Annotated in this window: 15 protein-coding genes; 7 read left to right on the forward strand and 8 right to left on the reverse strand. The window is 68.4% G+C overall.

Annotation, left to right across the window (positions count from 1 at the left end; all coding sequences use genetic code 11):
- Positions 1-697: 697 nt before the first annotated feature.
- The 6 genes from AC1DK4_RS11605 to AC1DK4_RS11630 form a co-directional block, all read right to left on the reverse strand.
- Positions 698-925 carry a sulfurtransferase TusA family protein gene (locus AC1DK4_RS11605; protein WP_011297045.1) on the reverse strand — a complete coding sequence of 76 codons (228 nt, stop codon included), beginning with the start codon at positions 923-925 and terminating at the stop codon, positions 698-700.
- A gap of 53 nt (positions 926-978) precedes the next feature.
- The gene (locus AC1DK4_RS11610) at positions 979-1,566 is read right to left on the reverse strand and encodes an NUDIX domain-containing protein (RefSeq protein WP_441613149.1); all 588 of its coding nucleotides are present in this window, start codon (positions 1,564-1,566) and stop codon (positions 979-981) included.
- A gap of 100 nt (positions 1,567-1,666) precedes the next feature.
- Positions 1,667-2,698 (reverse strand): threonine aldolase family protein, encoded by a 1,032-nt coding sequence (locus AC1DK4_RS11615; protein ID WP_441613150.1) that lies wholly within the window; start codon positions 2,696-2,698, stop codon positions 1,667-1,669.
- A 73-nt stretch (positions 2,699-2,771) separates the two neighbouring features.
- Positions 2,772-2,960, reverse strand: coding sequence for a 4-oxalocrotonate tautomerase (locus tag AC1DK4_RS11620; RefSeq protein WP_441613151.1), 189 nt, complete (start codon positions 2,958-2,960; stop codon positions 2,772-2,774).
- 53 nt (positions 2,961-3,013) lie between these two features.
- A complete protein-coding gene (locus AC1DK4_RS11625; protein WP_441613152.1) occupies positions 3,014-3,787 on the reverse strand; it encodes a class II aldolase/adducin family protein in 774 nt (257 codons plus the stop codon).
- Positions 3,788-3,923: 136 nt separating this feature from the next.
- Positions 3,924-5,147 carry a YbfB/YjiJ family MFS transporter gene (locus AC1DK4_RS11630; RefSeq protein ID WP_441643185.1) on the reverse strand — a complete coding sequence of 408 codons (1,224 nt, stop codon included), beginning with the start codon at positions 5,145-5,147 and terminating at the stop codon, positions 3,924-3,926.
- A gap of 204 nt (positions 5,148-5,351) precedes the next feature.
- On the opposite strand from AC1DK4_RS11630, the gene AC1DK4_RS11635 reads away from it, so the two are divergent.
- The 3 genes from AC1DK4_RS11635 (at position 5,352) to AC1DK4_RS11645 (ending at position 8,596) form a co-directional block, all read left to right on the forward strand.
- Positions 5,352-6,215, forward strand: a complete 864-nt coding sequence (locus AC1DK4_RS11635; RefSeq protein WP_441613154.1) for a LysR substrate-binding domain-containing protein — start codon at positions 5,352-5,354, stop codon at positions 6,213-6,215.
- Positions 6,216-6,323: 108 nt separating this feature from the next.
- Positions 6,324-7,832, forward strand: coding sequence for an NfeD family protein (locus tag AC1DK4_RS11640; RefSeq protein WP_441613155.1), 1,509 nt, complete (start codon positions 6,324-6,326; stop codon positions 7,830-7,832).
- A 2-nt stretch (positions 7,833-7,834) separates the two neighbouring features.
- Positions 7,835-8,596, forward strand: a complete 762-nt coding sequence (locus tag AC1DK4_RS11645) for a slipin family protein (protein ID WP_441643187.1) — start codon at positions 7,835-7,837, stop codon at positions 8,594-8,596.
- A 163-nt stretch (positions 8,597-8,759) separates the two neighbouring features.
- Here the strand turns inward: AC1DK4_RS11645 and alaS are convergent, their stop codons facing one another.
- Positions 8,760-11,384, reverse strand: coding sequence for an alanine--tRNA ligase (alaS, locus tag AC1DK4_RS11650; RefSeq protein ID WP_441613157.1), 2,625 nt, complete (start codon positions 11,382-11,384; stop codon positions 8,760-8,762).
- A gap of 335 nt (positions 11,385-11,719) precedes the next feature.
- Here alaS and AC1DK4_RS11655 point away from each other — a divergent pair, with 335 nt between their 5' ends.
- The 3 genes from AC1DK4_RS11655 (at position 11,720) to AC1DK4_RS11665 (ending at position 14,652) form a co-directional block, all read left to right on the forward strand.
- Positions 11,720-12,940 carry a CaiB/BaiF CoA transferase family protein gene (locus tag AC1DK4_RS11655; RefSeq protein WP_441613158.1) on the forward strand — a complete coding sequence of 407 codons (1,221 nt, stop codon included), beginning with the start codon at positions 11,720-11,722 and terminating at the stop codon, positions 12,938-12,940.
- Between the two features lie 152 nt (positions 12,941-13,092).
- Positions 13,093-13,545 (forward strand): DUF2214 family protein, encoded by a 453-nt coding sequence (locus AC1DK4_RS11660; RefSeq protein ID WP_441613159.1) that lies wholly within the window; start codon positions 13,093-13,095, stop codon positions 13,543-13,545.
- Between the two features lie 99 nt (positions 13,546-13,644).
- On the forward strand, positions 13,645-14,652 hold the full coding sequence (locus AC1DK4_RS11665) for a tripartite tricarboxylate transporter substrate binding protein (protein ID WP_477131540.1): 1,008 nt from the start codon (positions 13,645-13,647) through the stop codon (positions 14,650-14,652).
- A 48-nt stretch (positions 14,653-14,700) separates the two neighbouring features.
- Here AC1DK4_RS11665 and AC1DK4_RS11670 read toward each other — a convergent pair whose 3' ends face one another.
- Positions 14,701-16,443 carry a potassium/proton antiporter gene (locus AC1DK4_RS11670; protein ID WP_441613161.1) on the reverse strand — a complete coding sequence of 581 codons (1,743 nt, stop codon included), beginning with the start codon at positions 16,441-16,443 and terminating at the stop codon, positions 14,701-14,703.
- A gap of 346 nt (positions 16,444-16,789) precedes the next feature.
- Here AC1DK4_RS11670 and AC1DK4_RS11675 point away from each other — a divergent pair, with 346 nt between their 5' ends.
- Positions 16,790-17,251: a tripartite tricarboxylate transporter TctB family protein gene (locus AC1DK4_RS11675; RefSeq protein ID WP_441613162.1), complete on the forward strand. Its 462-nt coding sequence runs from the start codon at positions 16,790-16,792 to the stop codon at positions 17,249-17,251.
- Positions 17,252-17,258 lie beyond the last annotated feature (7 nt).

Genomic DNA, 17,258 nt, shown 5'->3' on the forward strand with positions numbered 1-17,258 from the left:
CGACCTACTTTCTTTTCCCCGAAAAGAAAGTAGGCAAAGAGAGCGGGCTGCCTGGCCGGCAGGGGCAGAAACGTCGGGGTTTCTGGTTGTGGTGGTTTCGTCGTGGTGCCTGCGGTTCTGTTCGCATCCTGCCGTTACCGGTGCGACCAACCACGATCTTGCTGGCGGCTGCGGTTTCGGGGTCAGACCTATGATGGCGAGTGCCCTGCTGGTTCGGCCATCTGCCGTTACCGGTTCTGATGRCCACTGCATCGTTGCCTCGCTGGTTTCGTGGTGGGCGCGGTGGCGCCCACATGAGAGTAAAGAGCACTCAACCACCTGCGCCCCGGTCCACCACGCCCACCACGAAAACACCAGGGTGCTATCTCGTGGCGGCCCGAGTCGGTAACGGCAGATGCCCGAACAAGCAGTGCACCAGCAATCAGGGGCATCACCACGAAACCGGCACCGCCCGCAGCTTAGTGGCCGCCCGAGCCGGTACCGGCAGATTCCAGCAGAACCACCGCCCCCACCACGAATCCGCAAACCGGGTAACCCCTAAATGCTTCTGCCCCTCCGGCCAGGAGTCCGCTTTCTTGGCCTACTTTCTTTTCGGACAAAAGAAAGTAGGTCGCGCCGGGGGCGCGAAAGCCTTTGACTTTGATGTTGATTTTGACTTTAACGTTGACTTTGACTTAAAAGCCAAACCCAACACCCCTCACCGCCTCCGCATATAAAACACAAACACCTTGTCCACTTCCTGATGCGACAGCAACTCATTGCCAGTCTGCTTGGCAAACGCCTGGAAATCGCGCGTGGCGCCCGGATCGGTGGCAAGTACCTTGAGGACATCGCCGCTGGCCATGTCGGCCAGCGCCTTCTTGGTGCGCAGGATCGGCAGCGGGCAGTTCAGGCCGCGCGCGTCCACTTCTTTCTGGAACTCCATTCCTCTCTTCCTTTGTCTTTGTGTCCCGGCTCTTTATCCAGGACACTGAGTATTCACGGCCTGTATTGTAGCGAAGCACCGGGCAGGCCGAAGGCGTCGCGCTTGCGCGGGTCGGGAATGTCCTCGCCGGTGTTGCGGTCGAAGAAGCGCACCGGGTGGCCGCGCGAGGCCAGCCAGTCTGCCACCGCGAAGCCGGTGCCCGCCGACCAGATCCGCATGTCCTCGGGCGCCACCAGCTTGTAGTCGGCCAGTTCCTCGGATAGCGCGATCTGGCCGCTGGCCTGCACATGGTAGGCGATGATCAGCTCGTTCTTGCGCATGAACTCGTAGACCCCGATCAGCGACACCGCGTGGGCGTCCAGGTTGGTCTCTTCCTTGAGTTCGCGCGCCACGCCCTGCTCGGGCGTCTCGTCGCGCTCCAGGAAACCCGTCACCAGGGCGAACATCTTCTCGGGCCACGCGGCGTTGCGCGCCAGCAGCAGCTTGCCCTCGTACTCCACCACCGCGGCCAGCACCGGCAGCGGGTTGTTCCAGTGGACGAATCCGCATTCGGGCTGCACGCAGGCATCGCGCTCGCGCCCGGAATGCGGCAGCACTTCCAGCGGCGAACCGCATTGGGGGCAGTAACGGTAATAGGACATTGCGAAGCTCCTTGTCTTTCAGCCTTGCCGGCTTTGTTGTGTTTGTCGGGTCGTCAGCTTGTCACGATGCCTGCTTTCCTGCGTTCTTGCTTGCCGGCGCTCAGGCGGCGCAGGCGTCGCGCATGTCGGCGGCCAGCGCTTCCACCGTTTCCGGCTGCAGGTCCCACGAGCACATGAAACGGCAGCCGCCCGCACCGATGAAGGTGTAGAAGCGCCAGCCCTTCGCGCGCAGCGTTTCGATGGCCGCCAGCGGCAGTTCGGCGAAGACCGCATTGGACTCGGTCGGGAACATGATGCGCACGCCGGGGATGGTGGCGATGCGCTCGTGCAGAAGCTGGGCCATGGCGTTGGCATGGCGAGCGTTGGCCAGCCACACGTCGTTCTCCAGCAGGCCCAGCCACGGCGCCGAGATAAAGCGCATCTTGGAGGCCAGTTGCCCGGCCTGCTTGACACGGTAGGCGAAGTCCTCGGCCAGCCTGCGGTCGAAGAACACCACCGCCTCGCCCACCGGCAGGCCGTTCTTGGTGCCGCCGAAGCACAGCACATCGACCCCGGCGCGCCAGGTGATTTCCGAGGGATGCACGCCCAGCGACGCCACCGCGTTGGCAAAGCGCGCCCCGTCCATGTGCACGCGCAACTGGCGGCGCTTGGCGATGGCGGCGATGGCGCGCACCTCCTCCACCGTGTACACGGTGCCGACTTCGGTGGACTGCGTCAGCGACACCACCTTGGGCTTGGGATAGTGGATATCGGAGCGGCGCGTGACGAGCGCTTCCACGGCGTCGGGGGTGAGCTTGCCGTTGGCGCCCGGCGCGGTCAGCAGCTTGGAGCCGTTGGAAAAGAACTCAGGGCCGCCGCATTCGTCGGTTTCGATGTGCGCCAGTTCATGGCAGATCACCGAATGGTAGGACTGGCACAGCGCCGACAGCGCCAGCGAATTCGCCGCGGTGCCGTTGAAGACGAAGAAGACTTCGCAGTCGGTCTGGAACAGGTCGCGGATGCGGTCGCAGACCTTCTGGGTCCAGGAGTCGTCGCCGTAGGCCTGCTCATGGCCGCTGCCATTGGCTTCGAGGAAATACTTGAGCGATTCCGGGCAAAAGCCGGCGTAGTTGTCGGAGGCGAAGTGCTGCATGGAGGGAAAAGTCCGTGGCGGGTGGATACGTGCTGTGGTCAGCGCGGGCGGAGCGCGCAAGGTCCGCCCGTGCTCACTTCTTGTCGGCCCACAGTTCGCCGCCGGTGGACCAGTTCTCGCGCTTGATGTCGGTGATGATGATATCGACCGCCGAAGCCGAGCAGCCCAGCGTTTCGCAGGTGACGCGGGTGACTTCCTCGACCAGCTTGCGCTTTTGCTCGATGGTGCGGCCTTCGAAGAGTTCTACATGGTATGTCGGCATGGCTAGGGTTCCTCTTGGGTATCGGGGGAGCGGGACCAATGCGCTCGCGCGCGTCAATCGCGGTAGGAAACATCGATTCTATCGAGTTTGCGCAGCAATGACGGCCATTCGAGCCCGCCTTCCAGCGCGCCGTTGTCGTCGAGCTGCGCCGATGCATGCACCGCCACGGCGGGCGGCGGCTGCACGACTTCGCCGCCCGCCTGCGCCGCGATCTGGATCTCGCAGGCCTTGATCAGCGTGGCCATCAGCACATAGGCCTCGGCCACGGTGCGGCCCACCGTGAGCGTGCCGTGATTGCGCAGCAGCATGGCAGGCTGCGCGCCGAGCGAAGCGGTCAGGCGCTCGCCCTCGGCCGGCGTGAAGGCCAGGCCTTCGTAGTCGTGGTAGGCCAGCCGGCCATGGAAGCGCATGGCGTGCTGCGACAGCGCGAGCAGGCCGCGGGCCTGGGCCGACACCGCCACGCCGGCGGTATTGTGCAGGTGCATCACGCATACCGCGTCGGGCCGCGCGGCGTGCACCGCGCCATGCAGCGCAAAGCCGGTGACGTTGACCGGGTGCACGCTCTCGCCCACCACCTCGCCGCGGCCGTTGATCTTGACCAGGTCGCTGGCGCGGATCTCGTCGAAGGCAAAGCCAAACGGGTTGATCAGGAAATGATCCGGCTCGCCCGGGACGACCGCGGAGATATGCGTGTAGATCAGGTCATCCCAGCCCTGCAGCGCGCACAGGCGGTAGGCGGCCGCAAGATCGGCGCGCATGCGCGCCTCGGCCGGCGTGGCGGGCTGGGTGGCGCCGGTGGCGCGGGCAGGCTGCAGGGAAAAAGACATGGAATCGGCTCCTGCGCCACGCGCGTCCGGGCGGCCCGGACGGCGCTCCCGGTGGCAGCGCGCGCGGCGAAGGCGATACTGTAGCGCAAGCCCCGCAGCCCCGTCAGGCGGCGCCCGGGCAGGCCCGCGGGCGCGTCTAGCGCGCAGGCGCGCGCGCCATCCAGGCGAACACCGCGCTGCCCGTCAGCAGGGCCGCGACCGCACAGCACAGGGAGGCGGCAAAGCCGCCGCTGCGTGCCACCAGCGCCGTGGCCAGCGGCGGCCCCACGATCTGGCCCAGGCCGTAGCTGGCGGTCATCAGCCCCATCAGGCGCTGGGCCTGGCCGCCCCACAGGCGCCGCGCCTCGCGCATCGCGAACGACACCAGCGCGTTGAACGGCAGCCCCGCCAGCAGGCTGCTGAGCGCGAATCCGGTCACTGTCGGCCATACCACCGCGACCGCCACCCCCGCCGCCTGCATGGCGTAGGTAAAGGCCAGCAGCTTGCGGTTGTCGCACTCCACCCGCACGCGCGAGGCGACGAAGGCGCCCACGGTCACGCCGGCGCCGAAGATGGGCCAGAACAGGTCGGCCCATACCGAGCCGGGCATGGCCTGGCGCGCGATCACGGGCAGGAAGGTGGCGGTGATGATGTAGCCGAAGCCGGCCAGGCCGTAAGCCAGCGTCAGCAGCCAGGTCTCGCGGTCGAGCCTCGGCACGGCGGATGCCGCAATCGCGGCCGCCGCGGGCACCGGGCCGGCCGGTGGCGCGCCGCGGGGCGCCGGCCGGAACACAGGCCAGACCATGCCGACCAGGACGGCGCCCAGCAACCCGAAGGCCAGCCAGGCCCAGCCCGCGCGCCAGCCGGCGCCGACCATGCCGAAGGCCGAAACGCCCGTCAGCACGATGCCGATGCCGGGCCCGCAGAAGATCAGCCCGCCCAAGGGCGCCCGGCCCATCTCTGCCAGCCGGTGCATGCACCAGGCCGTGCCGTAGACCATCACGAACGCGCTCGCCACGCCCGCCGCCGCGCGCCACACGCCCCACGCCGCCATGCCGCCGGGCGCGGCCATGCCCAGGGTCAGCAGTACGGTGGCGACCAGGCCGAGCCTGACCATGCGCGCCGGCTCCGGGCGGATGAACAGGCACACGGCGGCGCCAGCGAAATAACCCAGGTAGTTCAGCGTCGCCAGCCATCCGCCCTCGCCCAGCGTGACGCTGGCGTCATGCAACATCATCGGCAGCAGCGGCGTAAAGGCAAAGCGGCCTATGCCCATCGCCACGCCCAGCGCAACCAGGCCGGCCAGCGCCACGGTCCAGATGCCGGGCTGGACGTGCGCCGGCGCGAGCGCGGCGGCCAGGCGGTGGTCAGCGCTGCCCATCCGCGCGGCCTCCCTGGAAGAGACGCCGCAGGCACGGGACGATGACGGTGGGGAATGTGAAGTCCATCGCCGCATGCTACGCTCAGGACACGCGACCGAAAAATGAATAATTGAGAACGCAACGATCTTCCGGCGAGATGGATGAGGCGTTCCCATCCGGACTTCCTTCCGGCGGCGCGTGGAACCGCTAGCAAGAGCATCGCAATGGACCTGGCTTCCCTGGAAATCTTCCGCTGCGTCGTCGAAGAAGGCGGCGTCACGCGCGCCGCGGCGCGCCTGCACCGAGTGCAATCCAACGTCACCACCCGCATCCGCCAGCTGGAAAGCTCGCTCGGCGTGGAATTGTTCCTGCGCGAAGGCAAGCGCATGGTGCTGACACCAGCCGGGCAGACCCTGTTCGACTACGCACGGCGCGTGCTGGACCTGGCCGAGGAAGCCCGCCACGCGGTGCTGCCGGCCAAGCCCCAGGGCCGCCTGCGCATCGCCTCGATGGAAAGCACGGCGGCCAGCCGCCTGCCCTCGGTGCTGGCCGCCTATCACCAGGCCTGGCCCGAGGTGCAACTCGAACTGGTGACGCTGACTACGCGGCAGGCCTTGCAGGCGCTGGGCCGCTTCGAGGTGGATTGCGCCTTCGTGGCAGAGCCGCTGGACGACCCTGCCCTGGCCTGGCTGCCGGCCTTCCAGGAGGAACTGTTGCTGATCGCGCGCGAGCAGCACCCGCCCATCGGCTGCGCGGCCGACCTGGAAACCCGCACCATGCTGGCCTTCGATCCGGGCTGCAACTACCGCATGCGGCTGGAGACCTGGCTGGCCGCGGGCAACAGCCCGCCGCGCCGGGTGCTGGAACTGGGCTCGTACCATGCCATCATCGCCTGCGCCGCGGCGGGCATCGGCGTGGCCATCGTGCCGCGCTCGGTGCTGGGCCTTTACCGCGACCTGCCCAAGATCAGCGTGCACACGCTCGGCGCCGCCGGCAAGGTCGATACCGTGCTGGCCTGGCATCCGGCCATGGCCAGCACCGCGCTGGCGGCGCTGGCCGACAGGTTCCGGCTGGCCGCCGCGGCCTGAGCCCGCCCGGTCGGCGGCCGGACGGGGCCGCGCGCCCGGCAGGATGTGCCCGTTCGCCTACACTGGAAGTGGCGCCGCGTGTGCACTCACTGTGCCGGCGTCCCTGCCATGAAGCATGCCCCGATGCACTTGCGATGGCTTGCCGCCGGCACCCGGCTGGCCGCGGCCGCTGCATTCGCCGTCACCCTGGCCGTCCTTGCCATCGTAGTGCCGGCAACGACGTGGTCCGCGACGCAGGCCGCCATGGCCCCCGCCACGCCGGCCGCCCCGGTAGTCGTGATCCCGCTCAAGGGCGCCGTCGGCCCGGCCAGCGCCAGTTTCATCGTGCGCGGCATGGCCCGCGCCCGCGACGGCGGCGCCCAGCTGATCGTGCTGGAAATGGACACGCCCGGCGGGCTGGACCTGTCGATGCGCGAGATCATCCAGGCCATCCTCGCCTCGCCGGTGCCGGTGGCGAGCTACGTCTACCCGGGCGGCGCGCGCGCGGCCAGCGCCGGCACCTACATCCTCTACGCCAGCCATATCGCCGCGATGGCGCCGGGTACCAATCTGGGCGCGGCCAGCCCGGTGCAGATCGGTATTGGCGGCACGGGCGGGCCGCAGAAACCGGAAGCCACGCCCGCCTCGGCGCCGGCCAGCACGCCCCAGCCACAGGACACCATGGAGCGCAAGCAGATGCACGATGCCTCCGCCTATATCCGCGGGCTGGCGCAGCTGCGCGGGCGCAATGCCGAATGGGGCGAACGCGCGGTGCGCGAGGCGGTCAGCCTGTCGGCCAGCGAAGCCGTGGAACAGCACGTGGCCGACCTGGTCGCGCCCGACCTGCCGGCCCTGCTGCGCGCGGTGGATGGCAGGCGCGTGCAGGCCGCCGGCGTGGAGCGCGTGCTGCGCACCGCGCAGGCGCCGGTGCAGGTGCTGGAGCCGGACTGGCGCAGCAGCTTCCTGGCAGTCATCACCGAGCCCAGCGTGGCGCTGATCCTGATGATGATCGGCATCTACGGCCTGATCTTCGAGTTCTCCACGCCGGGCATGGTGTTGCCCGGCGTGGCCGGCGCGATCTGCCTGCTGCTGGCGCTGTTCGCGCTGCAGATGCTGCCGGTGAACTACGCCGGGCTGGGACTGATCGCGCTGGGCATCGGCTGCATGGTGGCGGAGCTGTTCCTGCCAACCTTCGGCGCGCTCGGCGTGGGCGGGATCATCGCCTTCATCTTCGGCGCGGTGATGCTGATCGACACCGAGGTGCCTGGCTTCGGCATCCCGCTGTGGCTGATCGGCACGCTGGCGCTGGCCAGCGCCGCCTTCCTGCTGGGAGTCTGGACGCTGCTCTGGCGCGCGCGGCGCATGCCTTCGGTCAATGGCGGCGATGCCATGATCGGCACGCCCGGCGTGGTGCTGGACTTGCTGGACGGCGACGCGCGCGAAGACGGCTGGGCCGAGGTGCGCGGCGAGCGCTGGCGCGTGCACGGCATGCTGCCGCTGCAGCGCGGCCAGCGGGTGCTGGTCACCGGGCGCAGCGGGCTGCTGCTGGAAGTGCGCGCCATCGATGATGCCGCCGCGAACGCCGCAGGCACGGCGGGCGCGGCCGGCACGATCAATCCATCCACTCGAGGAGCATGATCATGGCATTCGGATTCAGCGCGGGCGGTCTCGTCTTCCTGGTCGCCCTGCTCATTGTCTCGTCCATCCGCGTGCTGCGCGAATACGAGCGCGGCGTGGTGTTCATGCTGGGCCGTTTCTGGAAGGTGAAGGGGCCGGGCCTGGTGATCCTGATCCCTGCCGTGCAGCAGATGGTGCGCGTGGACCTGCGCACAGTGGTGATGGACGTGCCGCCGCAGGACGTGATCTCGCGCGACAACGTCTCGGTCAAGGTCAACGCGGTGGTGTACTTCCGCGTGATCGATCCCGAGCGCGCCATCATCCAGGTGGCGAACTTCCTCGAGGCCACCAGCCAGCTGGCGCAGACCACGCTGCGCTCGGTGCTGGGCAAGCATGAGCTCGACGAGATGCTGGCCGAGCGCGAGCAGCTCAATATCGATATCCAGAAGGCGCTCGACGCCCAGACCGACAGCTGGGGCATCAAGGTCTCGAACGTGGAGATCAAGCATGTCGACCTCAACGAGACCATGATCCGCGCCATCGCGCGCCAGGCCGAGGCCGAGCGCGAACGGCGCGCCAAGGTGATCCACGCCGAAGGCGAACTGCAGGCTTCCGTGAAGCTGCTGGAGGCAGCGCAGATGCTGGCCCGCGAGCCACAGGCAATGCAGCTTCGCTACCTGCAGACGCTCACGCAGATTGCCTGCGACAAGAGTTCGACCATCGTGTTTCCGCTGCCGATCGACATCCTCACGCTGGTGGGCAAGCTCAGCCGGCAGGGGACATGATGAAGCAAGGGGACGTGAAAAAAGGCGCCGCAGCGCCTTCCTCCCGTCCCGCGTGACTAAGCGTGACAAACATGCCACCGGTGGTCTTTCCTCTCCCCATGAGGGCAGAGGAGGCCAGGACATCAGGCAGTGCCGACGTCCCTGGCCGGCCACGACGAAAGCATCACACCTTCGCCGCCACCCACTCGCCGACACCTGCCAGCGCCTTCGGCAGGTTGGCCGGCTCGGTGCCGCCTGCCTGGGCCATGTCGGGGCGGCCGCCGCCCTTGCCGCCGACCTGCTGGGCGACAAAGTTGACCAGCTCGCCGGCCTTGACCTTGCCAGTCGCGTCGGCGGTGACGCCGGCGATCAGGCTGACCTTGCCGTCGGCCACGGCGCCCAGCACGATGGCCGCGCTGCCCAGCTTGTCCTTGAGCTTGTCCATGGTCTCGCGCAGCGTCTTGAGGTCGGCGCCGTCGAGCTGGGCTGCCAGCACCTTGATGCCCTTGACGTCGATGGCCTGCGCGGCCAGCTCGTCGCCCTGCGAGGCGGCCAGCTTGCTCTTGAGGCGCTCCAGTTCCTTCTCCAGCGCGCGCACCTGCTCCTGCACCTGGCCGATGCGCGGCACCAGTTCGGACGGCTGCGCCTTGAGCGCGGCGGCGGCTTCGTTGAGCTTGGCGTCGAGCGCCTGCAGGTAGTGCAGCGCGTTGTCGCCGGTGATGGCTTCCACGCGGCGGATGCCGGCGGCCACGCCGCCTTCCACCACGATCTTGAACAGGCCGATGTCGCCGGTGCGCGCCACGTGGGTGCCGCCGCACAGTTCCTTCGAGCTGCCGATCGACAGCACGCGCACGTCGTCGGCGTACTTCTCGCCGAACAGCGCCATGGCGCCGCTCTTGACGGCATCGTCGAAGGGCATCACCTCGGCGCCGGTGGCGGCGTTCTGCAGGATCTCGGCGTTGACGATGTCCTCGACCCGGCGGATCTGCTCGTCGGTCATCGGCGCGTTGTGCGAGAAGTCGAAGCGGGTCTTGTCGGCATCCACCAGCGAGCCCTTCTGCTGCACGTGGGTGCCCAGCACTTCGCGCAGGGCCTTGTGCATCAGGTGGGTGGCCGAGTGGTTGCGCATGGTGCGCGCGCGGCGCTGCGCATCCACCTGCGCGCCGACGCTGTCGCCCACCTTGAGCGCGCCGCCCGCCAGGGTGCCCTGGTGGCCGAACACGTCGGCCTGCACCTTGGTGGTATCGGCCACGGCGAACACGGCGCTGCCGCTGCGCAGCTCGCCCTGGTCGCCGGCCTGGCCGCCGGATTCGGCGTAGAACGGGGTGTTGTCCAGCACCACCACGCCGGTCTGGCCGGGCTGCATGGTGTCGACGGCGGCGCCGTCCACGTACAGCGCGGTGATCCGGGCGGCTTCGACGGCGAGCTGGTCGTAGCCGTGGAAGGTGGTCTTGTCGCCGTTGTATTCGAGGCCGGCGGCCATCTTGAACTTGCCGGCGGCGCGGGCCTGCTCGCGCTGGCGGTTCATGGCAGCGTCGAAGGCGGTCTCGTTCACCGTCATTTCCTGCTCGCGGCACACGTCCTGCGTCAGGTCCAGCGGGAAGCCGAAGGTGTCGTGCAGCTTGAAGGCGAGTTCGCCGTCGAGCACGGTGCCGCCCTTGGCCTTGACCTCGGCCAGCGCCGCGTCGAGGATGGACATGCCATTCTCGATGGTCTCGAAGAAACGTTCCTCTTCGGCCTTGAGCACTTCGATCACGCGCGACTCTGCCTCGGCCAGCTCGGGATAGGCCTGGCCCATCTGCGCCACCAGGTCCGGCACCAGCTTGTGGAAGAACGGGGTCTTGCGGCCCAGCTTGTAGCCGTGGCGGATGGCGCGGCGCACGATGCGGCGCAGCACGTAGCCACGGCCTTCGTTGCCGGGGATCACGCCATCCACGATCAGGAAGGAGCAGGCGCGGATATGGTCGGCGATGACCTTGAGCGAGTTGTTGTTCAGGTCGGTGATGCCGGTCTCGCGCGCGGCGGCCTTGATCAGCGCCTGGAACAGGTCGATCTCATAGTTGCTGTGCACGTGTTGCAGCACCGCGGCGATGCGCTCCAGGCCCATGCCGGTGTCGACGCAAGGCTTGGGCAGGCGCGGCATATTGCCTTGCTCGTCCCGGTTGAACTGCATGAACACCAGGTTCCAGATCTCGATGTAGCGGTCGCCGTCTTCCTCGGGCGATCCCGGCGGGCCGCCCCACACGTCCGGGCCGTGGTCGTAGAAGATCTCCGAGCACGGGCCGCAGGGACCGGTGTCGGCCATCTGCCAGAAATTGTCCGAGGCGTAGCGCGCGCCCTTGTTGTCGCCGATGCGCACGATGCGCTCGGCCGGCACGCCGACTTCCTTGGCCCAGATGTCGTAGGCCTCGTCGTCTTCCGCGTACACCGTGACCCACAGCTTGTCGGCGGGCAGCTGGTACACCTTGGTCAGCAGCTCCCACGCGTACTGGATGGCCTCGCGCTTGAAGTAGTCGCCGAACGAGAAGTTGCCGAGCATTTCGAAGAACGTGTGGTGGCGCGCGGTGTAGCCCACGTTCTCCAGGTCGTTGTGCTTGCCGCCGGCGCGCACCGAGCGCTGCGACGACGTGGCGCGCGTGTACGGGCGCTTGTCGGTGCCCAGGAACACGTCCTTGAACTGCACCATGCCGGAGTTGGTGAACAGCAGCGTCGGATCGTTCCCCGGCACCAGGCTGGACGAGCGGACCACGGTGTGGCCCTTCGATTCGAAGTACTGCAGGAACTTGCTGCGGATGTCGGAGACTTTCATGTTCTGGGCAGGGCGTCCCGCGGCGTGGCAGGTCGCTGTCGGTCAGGATGGATTTGCAAACCATTGATTATACGGGGAAGCCTGCTGCCGCGGCGCGCCGCCGGGGTTTCGTGGCGCATGCGCGCCGGCGCCCGCCCGGCCGGGCCGCGATGTGCTCCCGGGGGCCTGCCGGTGGTAAAGTGCTGGCTGTCCCGGCCGGACACCCCTGGCGCCGCCCTCAGCGCCGCCCCGGTCACCCCGCAAGCCGCCCTGCATCCGGCACGAGCCAGGCAGGAACCAGACGGCGGGGCCGCCCGGCCTTCCCTTGCCACCCCTTCCGGATTGCATCACACCCCATGGGAGCCTTAAGCCACCTCCGCGTCCTCGACCTGACCCGCGTCCTCGCCGGGCCCTGGTGCGCCCAGAACCTTGCCGACTTCGGCGCCGACGTGATCAAGATCGAGCGGCCCGGCGCCGGCGACGACACCCGCACCTGGGGCCCGCCCTGGCTGCAGGACGCGGACGGCCGCGACACCGCGGAAGCCGCCTACTACCTGGCCGCCAACCGCAACAAGCGCTCGGTCACCTGCGACATCAGCACGCCCGAAGGCCAGGAACTGGTGCGCGCGCTGGCCGCCCAGAGCGACGTGGTGCTGGAGAACTACAAGGTCGGCCAGCTCAAGAAGTACGGCCTGGACTACGAATCGCTCAAGGCGGTGAAGCCGGGCCTGATCTATTGCTCGGTGACCGGCTTCGGCCAGACCGGCCCCTACGCGGCGCGCCCGGGCTACGATTTCATCATCCAGGGCATGGGCGGCTTCATGAGCCTGACCGGCGAGCGCGACGACCTGCCCGGCGGCGGCCCGCAGAAGGCCGGCGTGGCCATCTCCGACCTGATGACCGGCCAGTACGCCACCATCGCCGTGCTGGCGGCGCTGGCGCACCGCGAGCGCACCGGCGAAGGCCAGTACATCGACATGGCCCTGCTCGACGTGCAGGTCGCCATGCTGGCCAACATGAACACCAACTACCTGGCCAGCGGCGTGGCGCCGAAGCGCTGGGGCAACGCGCACCCGAACATCGTTCCCTACCAGACTTTCCAGGCCGCCGACGGCTGGATCATCGTGGCGGTGGGCAACGACGGCCAGTTCCGCAAGTTCGTGACCGCGGGCGGCCACCCCGAGCTGGCCGACGACCCGCGCTTCGCCACCAATCCGCAGCGCGTGGCGCAGCGCGACGTGCTGGTGCCGATCCTGGCCGAGATGGTCAAGCCGCGCACGCGCGCGCAGTGGATCCTCGACCTGGAAAGCGCCGGGGTGCCGTGCGGTCCGATCAATACGCTGGACGACGTGTTCGACGATGCCCAGGTCAAGGCGCGCGGCCTGCGCGTGGACCTGCCGCACCCGAGCGCCGGCGAGGTCAAGCTGGTCGGCAGCCCGATCAAGATGAGCGCGACCCCGCCCGAGGCGGTGCGGCATCCGCCGCTGCTGGGCGAACACACCGACGCGGTGCTCGAAGGCATGCTCGGCTATAGCCCTGAGCAGATCGCAGCGCTGCGCGCCAAGGGCGTGCTGTAAAGGCTTTGCCGTCCGTCCCGCAAGGCGGCGGCCGGCCTTGGCCCGTGCCGGATCCGGCAGCAAAGCAGCAAAGCAGCAAATGAAGCACAAACCGATGACCTGACCCGCGCGCCGCCGGCCGGCGCCTGCCCATACCCACGAAAGGAGTTTGGATGCTGACCGACGCCCTGCTGGCCTTCCTGCACTTTGCCTTCATCTTCGCCCTGATCGCGCTGCTCACGGCCGAGGCCGTGATCATGCGCACCGGCCTCACGCCGGCCACGCTCAGGCGGATCTCGATCTACGACCTGGTCTACTTCCTGTCAGCCATGGCGGTGCTGGCGACCGGCCTGCTGCGCCTGTTCTACGGCGCCAAGGGCATGCAGTTCTACCTGCACAACCCGTGGTTCCACGCCAAGATGACCGTGTTCGTGGTGATCGCGCTGTGTTCGCTGCCGCCCACCTTCGCCATCCAGCGCTGGCGTCGCCAGGCACGCACGGCGCCGGACTTCGTGCCGGCGGCGGCGGAGCTGAAGAAGGCGCGCCGCTGGGTCATGATCGAAGCCCACCTGCTGATCCTGCTGCCGCTGTGCGCGGTGATGATGGCCCGGGGCATCGGCATCTAGGCGGCCCGTCGAAAGAGAGCCGGGACCGCCGCGCTTTCGGGCAGCCTCCCAACCCACCAGAATTCCCATACGTACCCCGCAACTCCAATGCGCATTTCCATGTTCAAGCAACAATTCGCCGCCGCGTTGCTGGCGTTCGGCGCCCTTGGCGCACTCGCCGCCGCGCCGGCCGTGGCTTCCTCGGCCTACCCCGTCAAGCCGCTGAAGTTCGTGGTGCCCTACCCCGCCGGCGGCCCGCTGGATACCGTGGCGCGCGCCATCGGCGACAAGCTCAAGGACAGCCTGGGCCAGCCGGTAGTGGTGGAGAACCGTCCCGGCGCCGGCGGCAATATCGGCGCGGACTACGTCGCCAAGCAACCGGCGGACGGCTACACCATCGTGATGGGCGCGGTGGCCACGCACGCCATCAACCCGTCGCTGTTCGCCAGGATGCCGTACGACCCGGTCAAGGACTTCAGCCCGGTCACCCTGGTGGCGGACGTGCCAAACGTGCTGGTGATGCACCCCGGCAAGGCCGCCGAGCTGCACATCACCGACCTGCGCGAGCTGGTGGAATACGCCCGCAAGAACCCCGGCAAGCTGGACTACGCCTCGGGCGGCAACGGCAGCGCCGGGCACCTGTCGGGCGAGTTGTTCAAGAGCATGGCCAAGGTGAGCATGGTCCATATCCCGTACAACGGCGCCTCGCCCGCGCAGTTGTCCGTGCTGTCCGGCCAGACCGACATGATCTTCGACAACCTTGCCTCGGCCTYGGCCAATATCAGGGCCGGCAAGCTCAAGGCCTTCGCGGTGACCACGGCGGTGCGCGCCGCGGCCTTCCCGGAGCTGCCGACCATTGCCGAAGCCGGCAAGGGCCTGGGGCTGGAAGGCTTCGATATCTCGACCTGGTTCGGCGTGTTCGCGCCGGCCAATACGCCGCGCGAGATCGTCGACCGCCTCAACCACGACATCGTGGCCATCCTCAAGACCGACGACATGAAGGCCCGCCTGGCCCGCATCGGCGCGCAGCCGGCGCCGACCACGCCCGAGCAGTTCGGCGCGCTGGTGCAGCGCGAGCTGAAGAAGTATGCGCAGATCGTGAAGGTGTCCGGCGCGAAGGTGGATTGACGACGGGCGCCGGCCGCGCCGGCGAGGGCGCGCAATGCGCCCCGGCCCTCAGCCTTCCGCCGCTCGCGCGCCGCGCGCCGTGCGCGGCAGCAATAGTCCGACCTGGATGATGCGCGGCCCGTCCATCCGCGTCACGGTCAGCTTCAGGCCGGCGATCTCCACCATATCGCCTTCGACCGGCGGCGACGTGAAGGCCGCCTGCATGGCCGCCTCCAGCGTCAGGCCAGCCTCCGCCGCACCCAGTTCGCGCGTGCCGTAGAGCCCCGCCACATCGCGCAGCATGGCCTCGCCGGACAGCAGGAAATCGTGGCTGGCCTTGCCCCAGGCCGGCGCCGGGCCGGGCTTGCGGAACAGCAGCGCCAGCATCGGCACGCTGGTGCCGGGCGCCAGGATGGAGACCACGTCGCCGGCGCGCAGCACGGTCTGCTCGGGCGCTGCCAGCGCCTTGTCGCGCACCACCGTCAGCAAACGGCAACGCGGCGGCAGTTCGAGCTGGTCGGCACGCAGGCTCTCGGCCGGGGCATCGCGCTCCACGGCGAACTGCATCACCTCGAGCGCGGGGCCGTGGGTGCCATGCAGGCGGGCGCGCGCGAGCGGCTCGGGGTATGCCGGCCGCAGCACACGGGCCAGGCGCGCCGCGAACGGCACCGTGGTGCCCTGCAGCAGCAGGCTGGCCAGCACCACGGCGAAGGCGACGCGGAACAGCAGGCCCGCGTCGGGCAGCCCTTGCAGCAGCGGGAACAGCGCCAGCACGATCGGCACCGCGCCGCGCAGGCCCATCCACGCCATGAAGCCCTTCTCCCGCGCGCTGAAGCGGAACGGCAGCAGCGCCAGCCAGACCGCGGCCGGGCGCGCCACCAGCATCAGGAAGGCCGCCACGGCCGCGGCCGGCCCCGCCACTTCCCAGATCCGGTGCGGCGCCACCAGCAAGCCCAGCAGCAGGAACATCACCGACTGCGACAGCCAGGCCATGCCGTCCATCGCGCGCATGGCGTCCGCGCTGACCGCGCGCTCGCGGTTGCCGACCAGCACGCCGGTCAGGTAGACCGCCAGGAAGCCGCTGCCGCCGGCGCTCTGCACGATGGCGAACACCATGGCGCCGCCCGAGCACAGCAGGATGGCCTGCAGCCCCTCGGCCACGCGGATGCGCTCCATCACATTGGCCAGGCAGTAGCCCAGCCCCATGCCCAGCACGCCGCCCACGCCGAACTGCACCACCAGCCGCCACAGCAGGGCGCCCGGAGTCAGGCCGGCGGGCGCGCCGATCCACTCGATCAGGGTCAGGGTCAGGAAGATCGCCATCGGGTCGTTGATGCCGGATTCGATCTCCAGCACGCTGGCGACCCGCTCCTTGAGGCGGATGCCGCTGGTATTGAGCAGCGAGAACACCGCCGCGGCATCGGTGGAGCCGACGATGGCGCCCAGCAGCAATCCGAGCTTCCAGTCGATCTCCAGCACCCAGGCGGCGAACAGCCCTACCAGGCCGGTGGTGACCAGCACGCCCACCGTGGCCAGCGCCAGCGACGGCTTGAGCGCCACGCGGAACGTGGTCAGCCTGGTGCGCAGGCCGCCGTCGAGCAGGATCACCGCCAGCGCCAGGTTGCCGACCAGGAAGCTCAGCCAGGTATTGGAGAAGCGGATGCCACCGGGGCCGTCGACGCCGGCCAGCATGCCGACTGACAGGAAGACGAGCAGGAAAGGCACGCCGAGGCGCGCGGAGAAAGCGCCCACCACGATGCCCAGGGACATCACGACGGCGCCGATCAGGATGACATGGTCGATGCTTTCCAAAGCGGCTTTCCTTTCAGCGCCGTGCTGCATTGCCCACATGCCCGGAGGGCGGCGAGCCGCGGCATGGCGGCCAACGATGATAGCGCAGCCCATTGCCGGCACGACCGCGCCGGGCCGCCCCGGGCGGGGCGCCCCGGTGCCGTCGCGGATCGGCTGGAAGCGATCCGTATGTCGCCTAGGGAGATACCCGCAGATTGACCATTTCACAAGACATCTGAAAGGTAGCTGAAAGGTCCGCCCCTTACTTTCCACCCTGCCCGCGGCAGGTCGGTTTGGCGTGTCACTTTGATGCGCCGCAGCAGCGCCCGCCGCCCGGATTTCAAGCAGCTTTTCGAGGAGAATCATTTTGCGCATACGTAGCCAAAAGGACTTTGCCTCCGGCCTGATGTTCATCCTGGTCGGATTCGGCTTTTCCTGGGTCGCACGCGGCTATTCCATGGGAACCGCCGCCAAGATGGGTCCGGGATATTTCCCGTTCTGGCTCGGCGTCGTGCTCGCCTTGCTGGGCGCACTGGTGCTGTGGAGTTCCCTGTCCGCCAAGAAGGAAGAAGACCAGCTGGCGCGCTGGGATATCAAGACGCTGCTGTGGATCCTGGGCGCGGTGGTGCTGTTCGGCCTCATGCTCAAGCCGCTTGGCATGGTGCTGTCCGTACTGGTACTGGTGCTGGTGTCCTCGATGGCCAGCCATGAATTCAGCTGGAAGGGTGCCGTTCTCAACGCCATCATCCTGGTGGTGATCAGCATGGGCGCCTTCGTCTACGGCATCAATCTTCAGATGCCGGTGTGGCCGGCATTCTTGGCAGGATAAGGAGACG

The organism is Cupriavidus sp. 05N38, assembly GCF_056397345.1.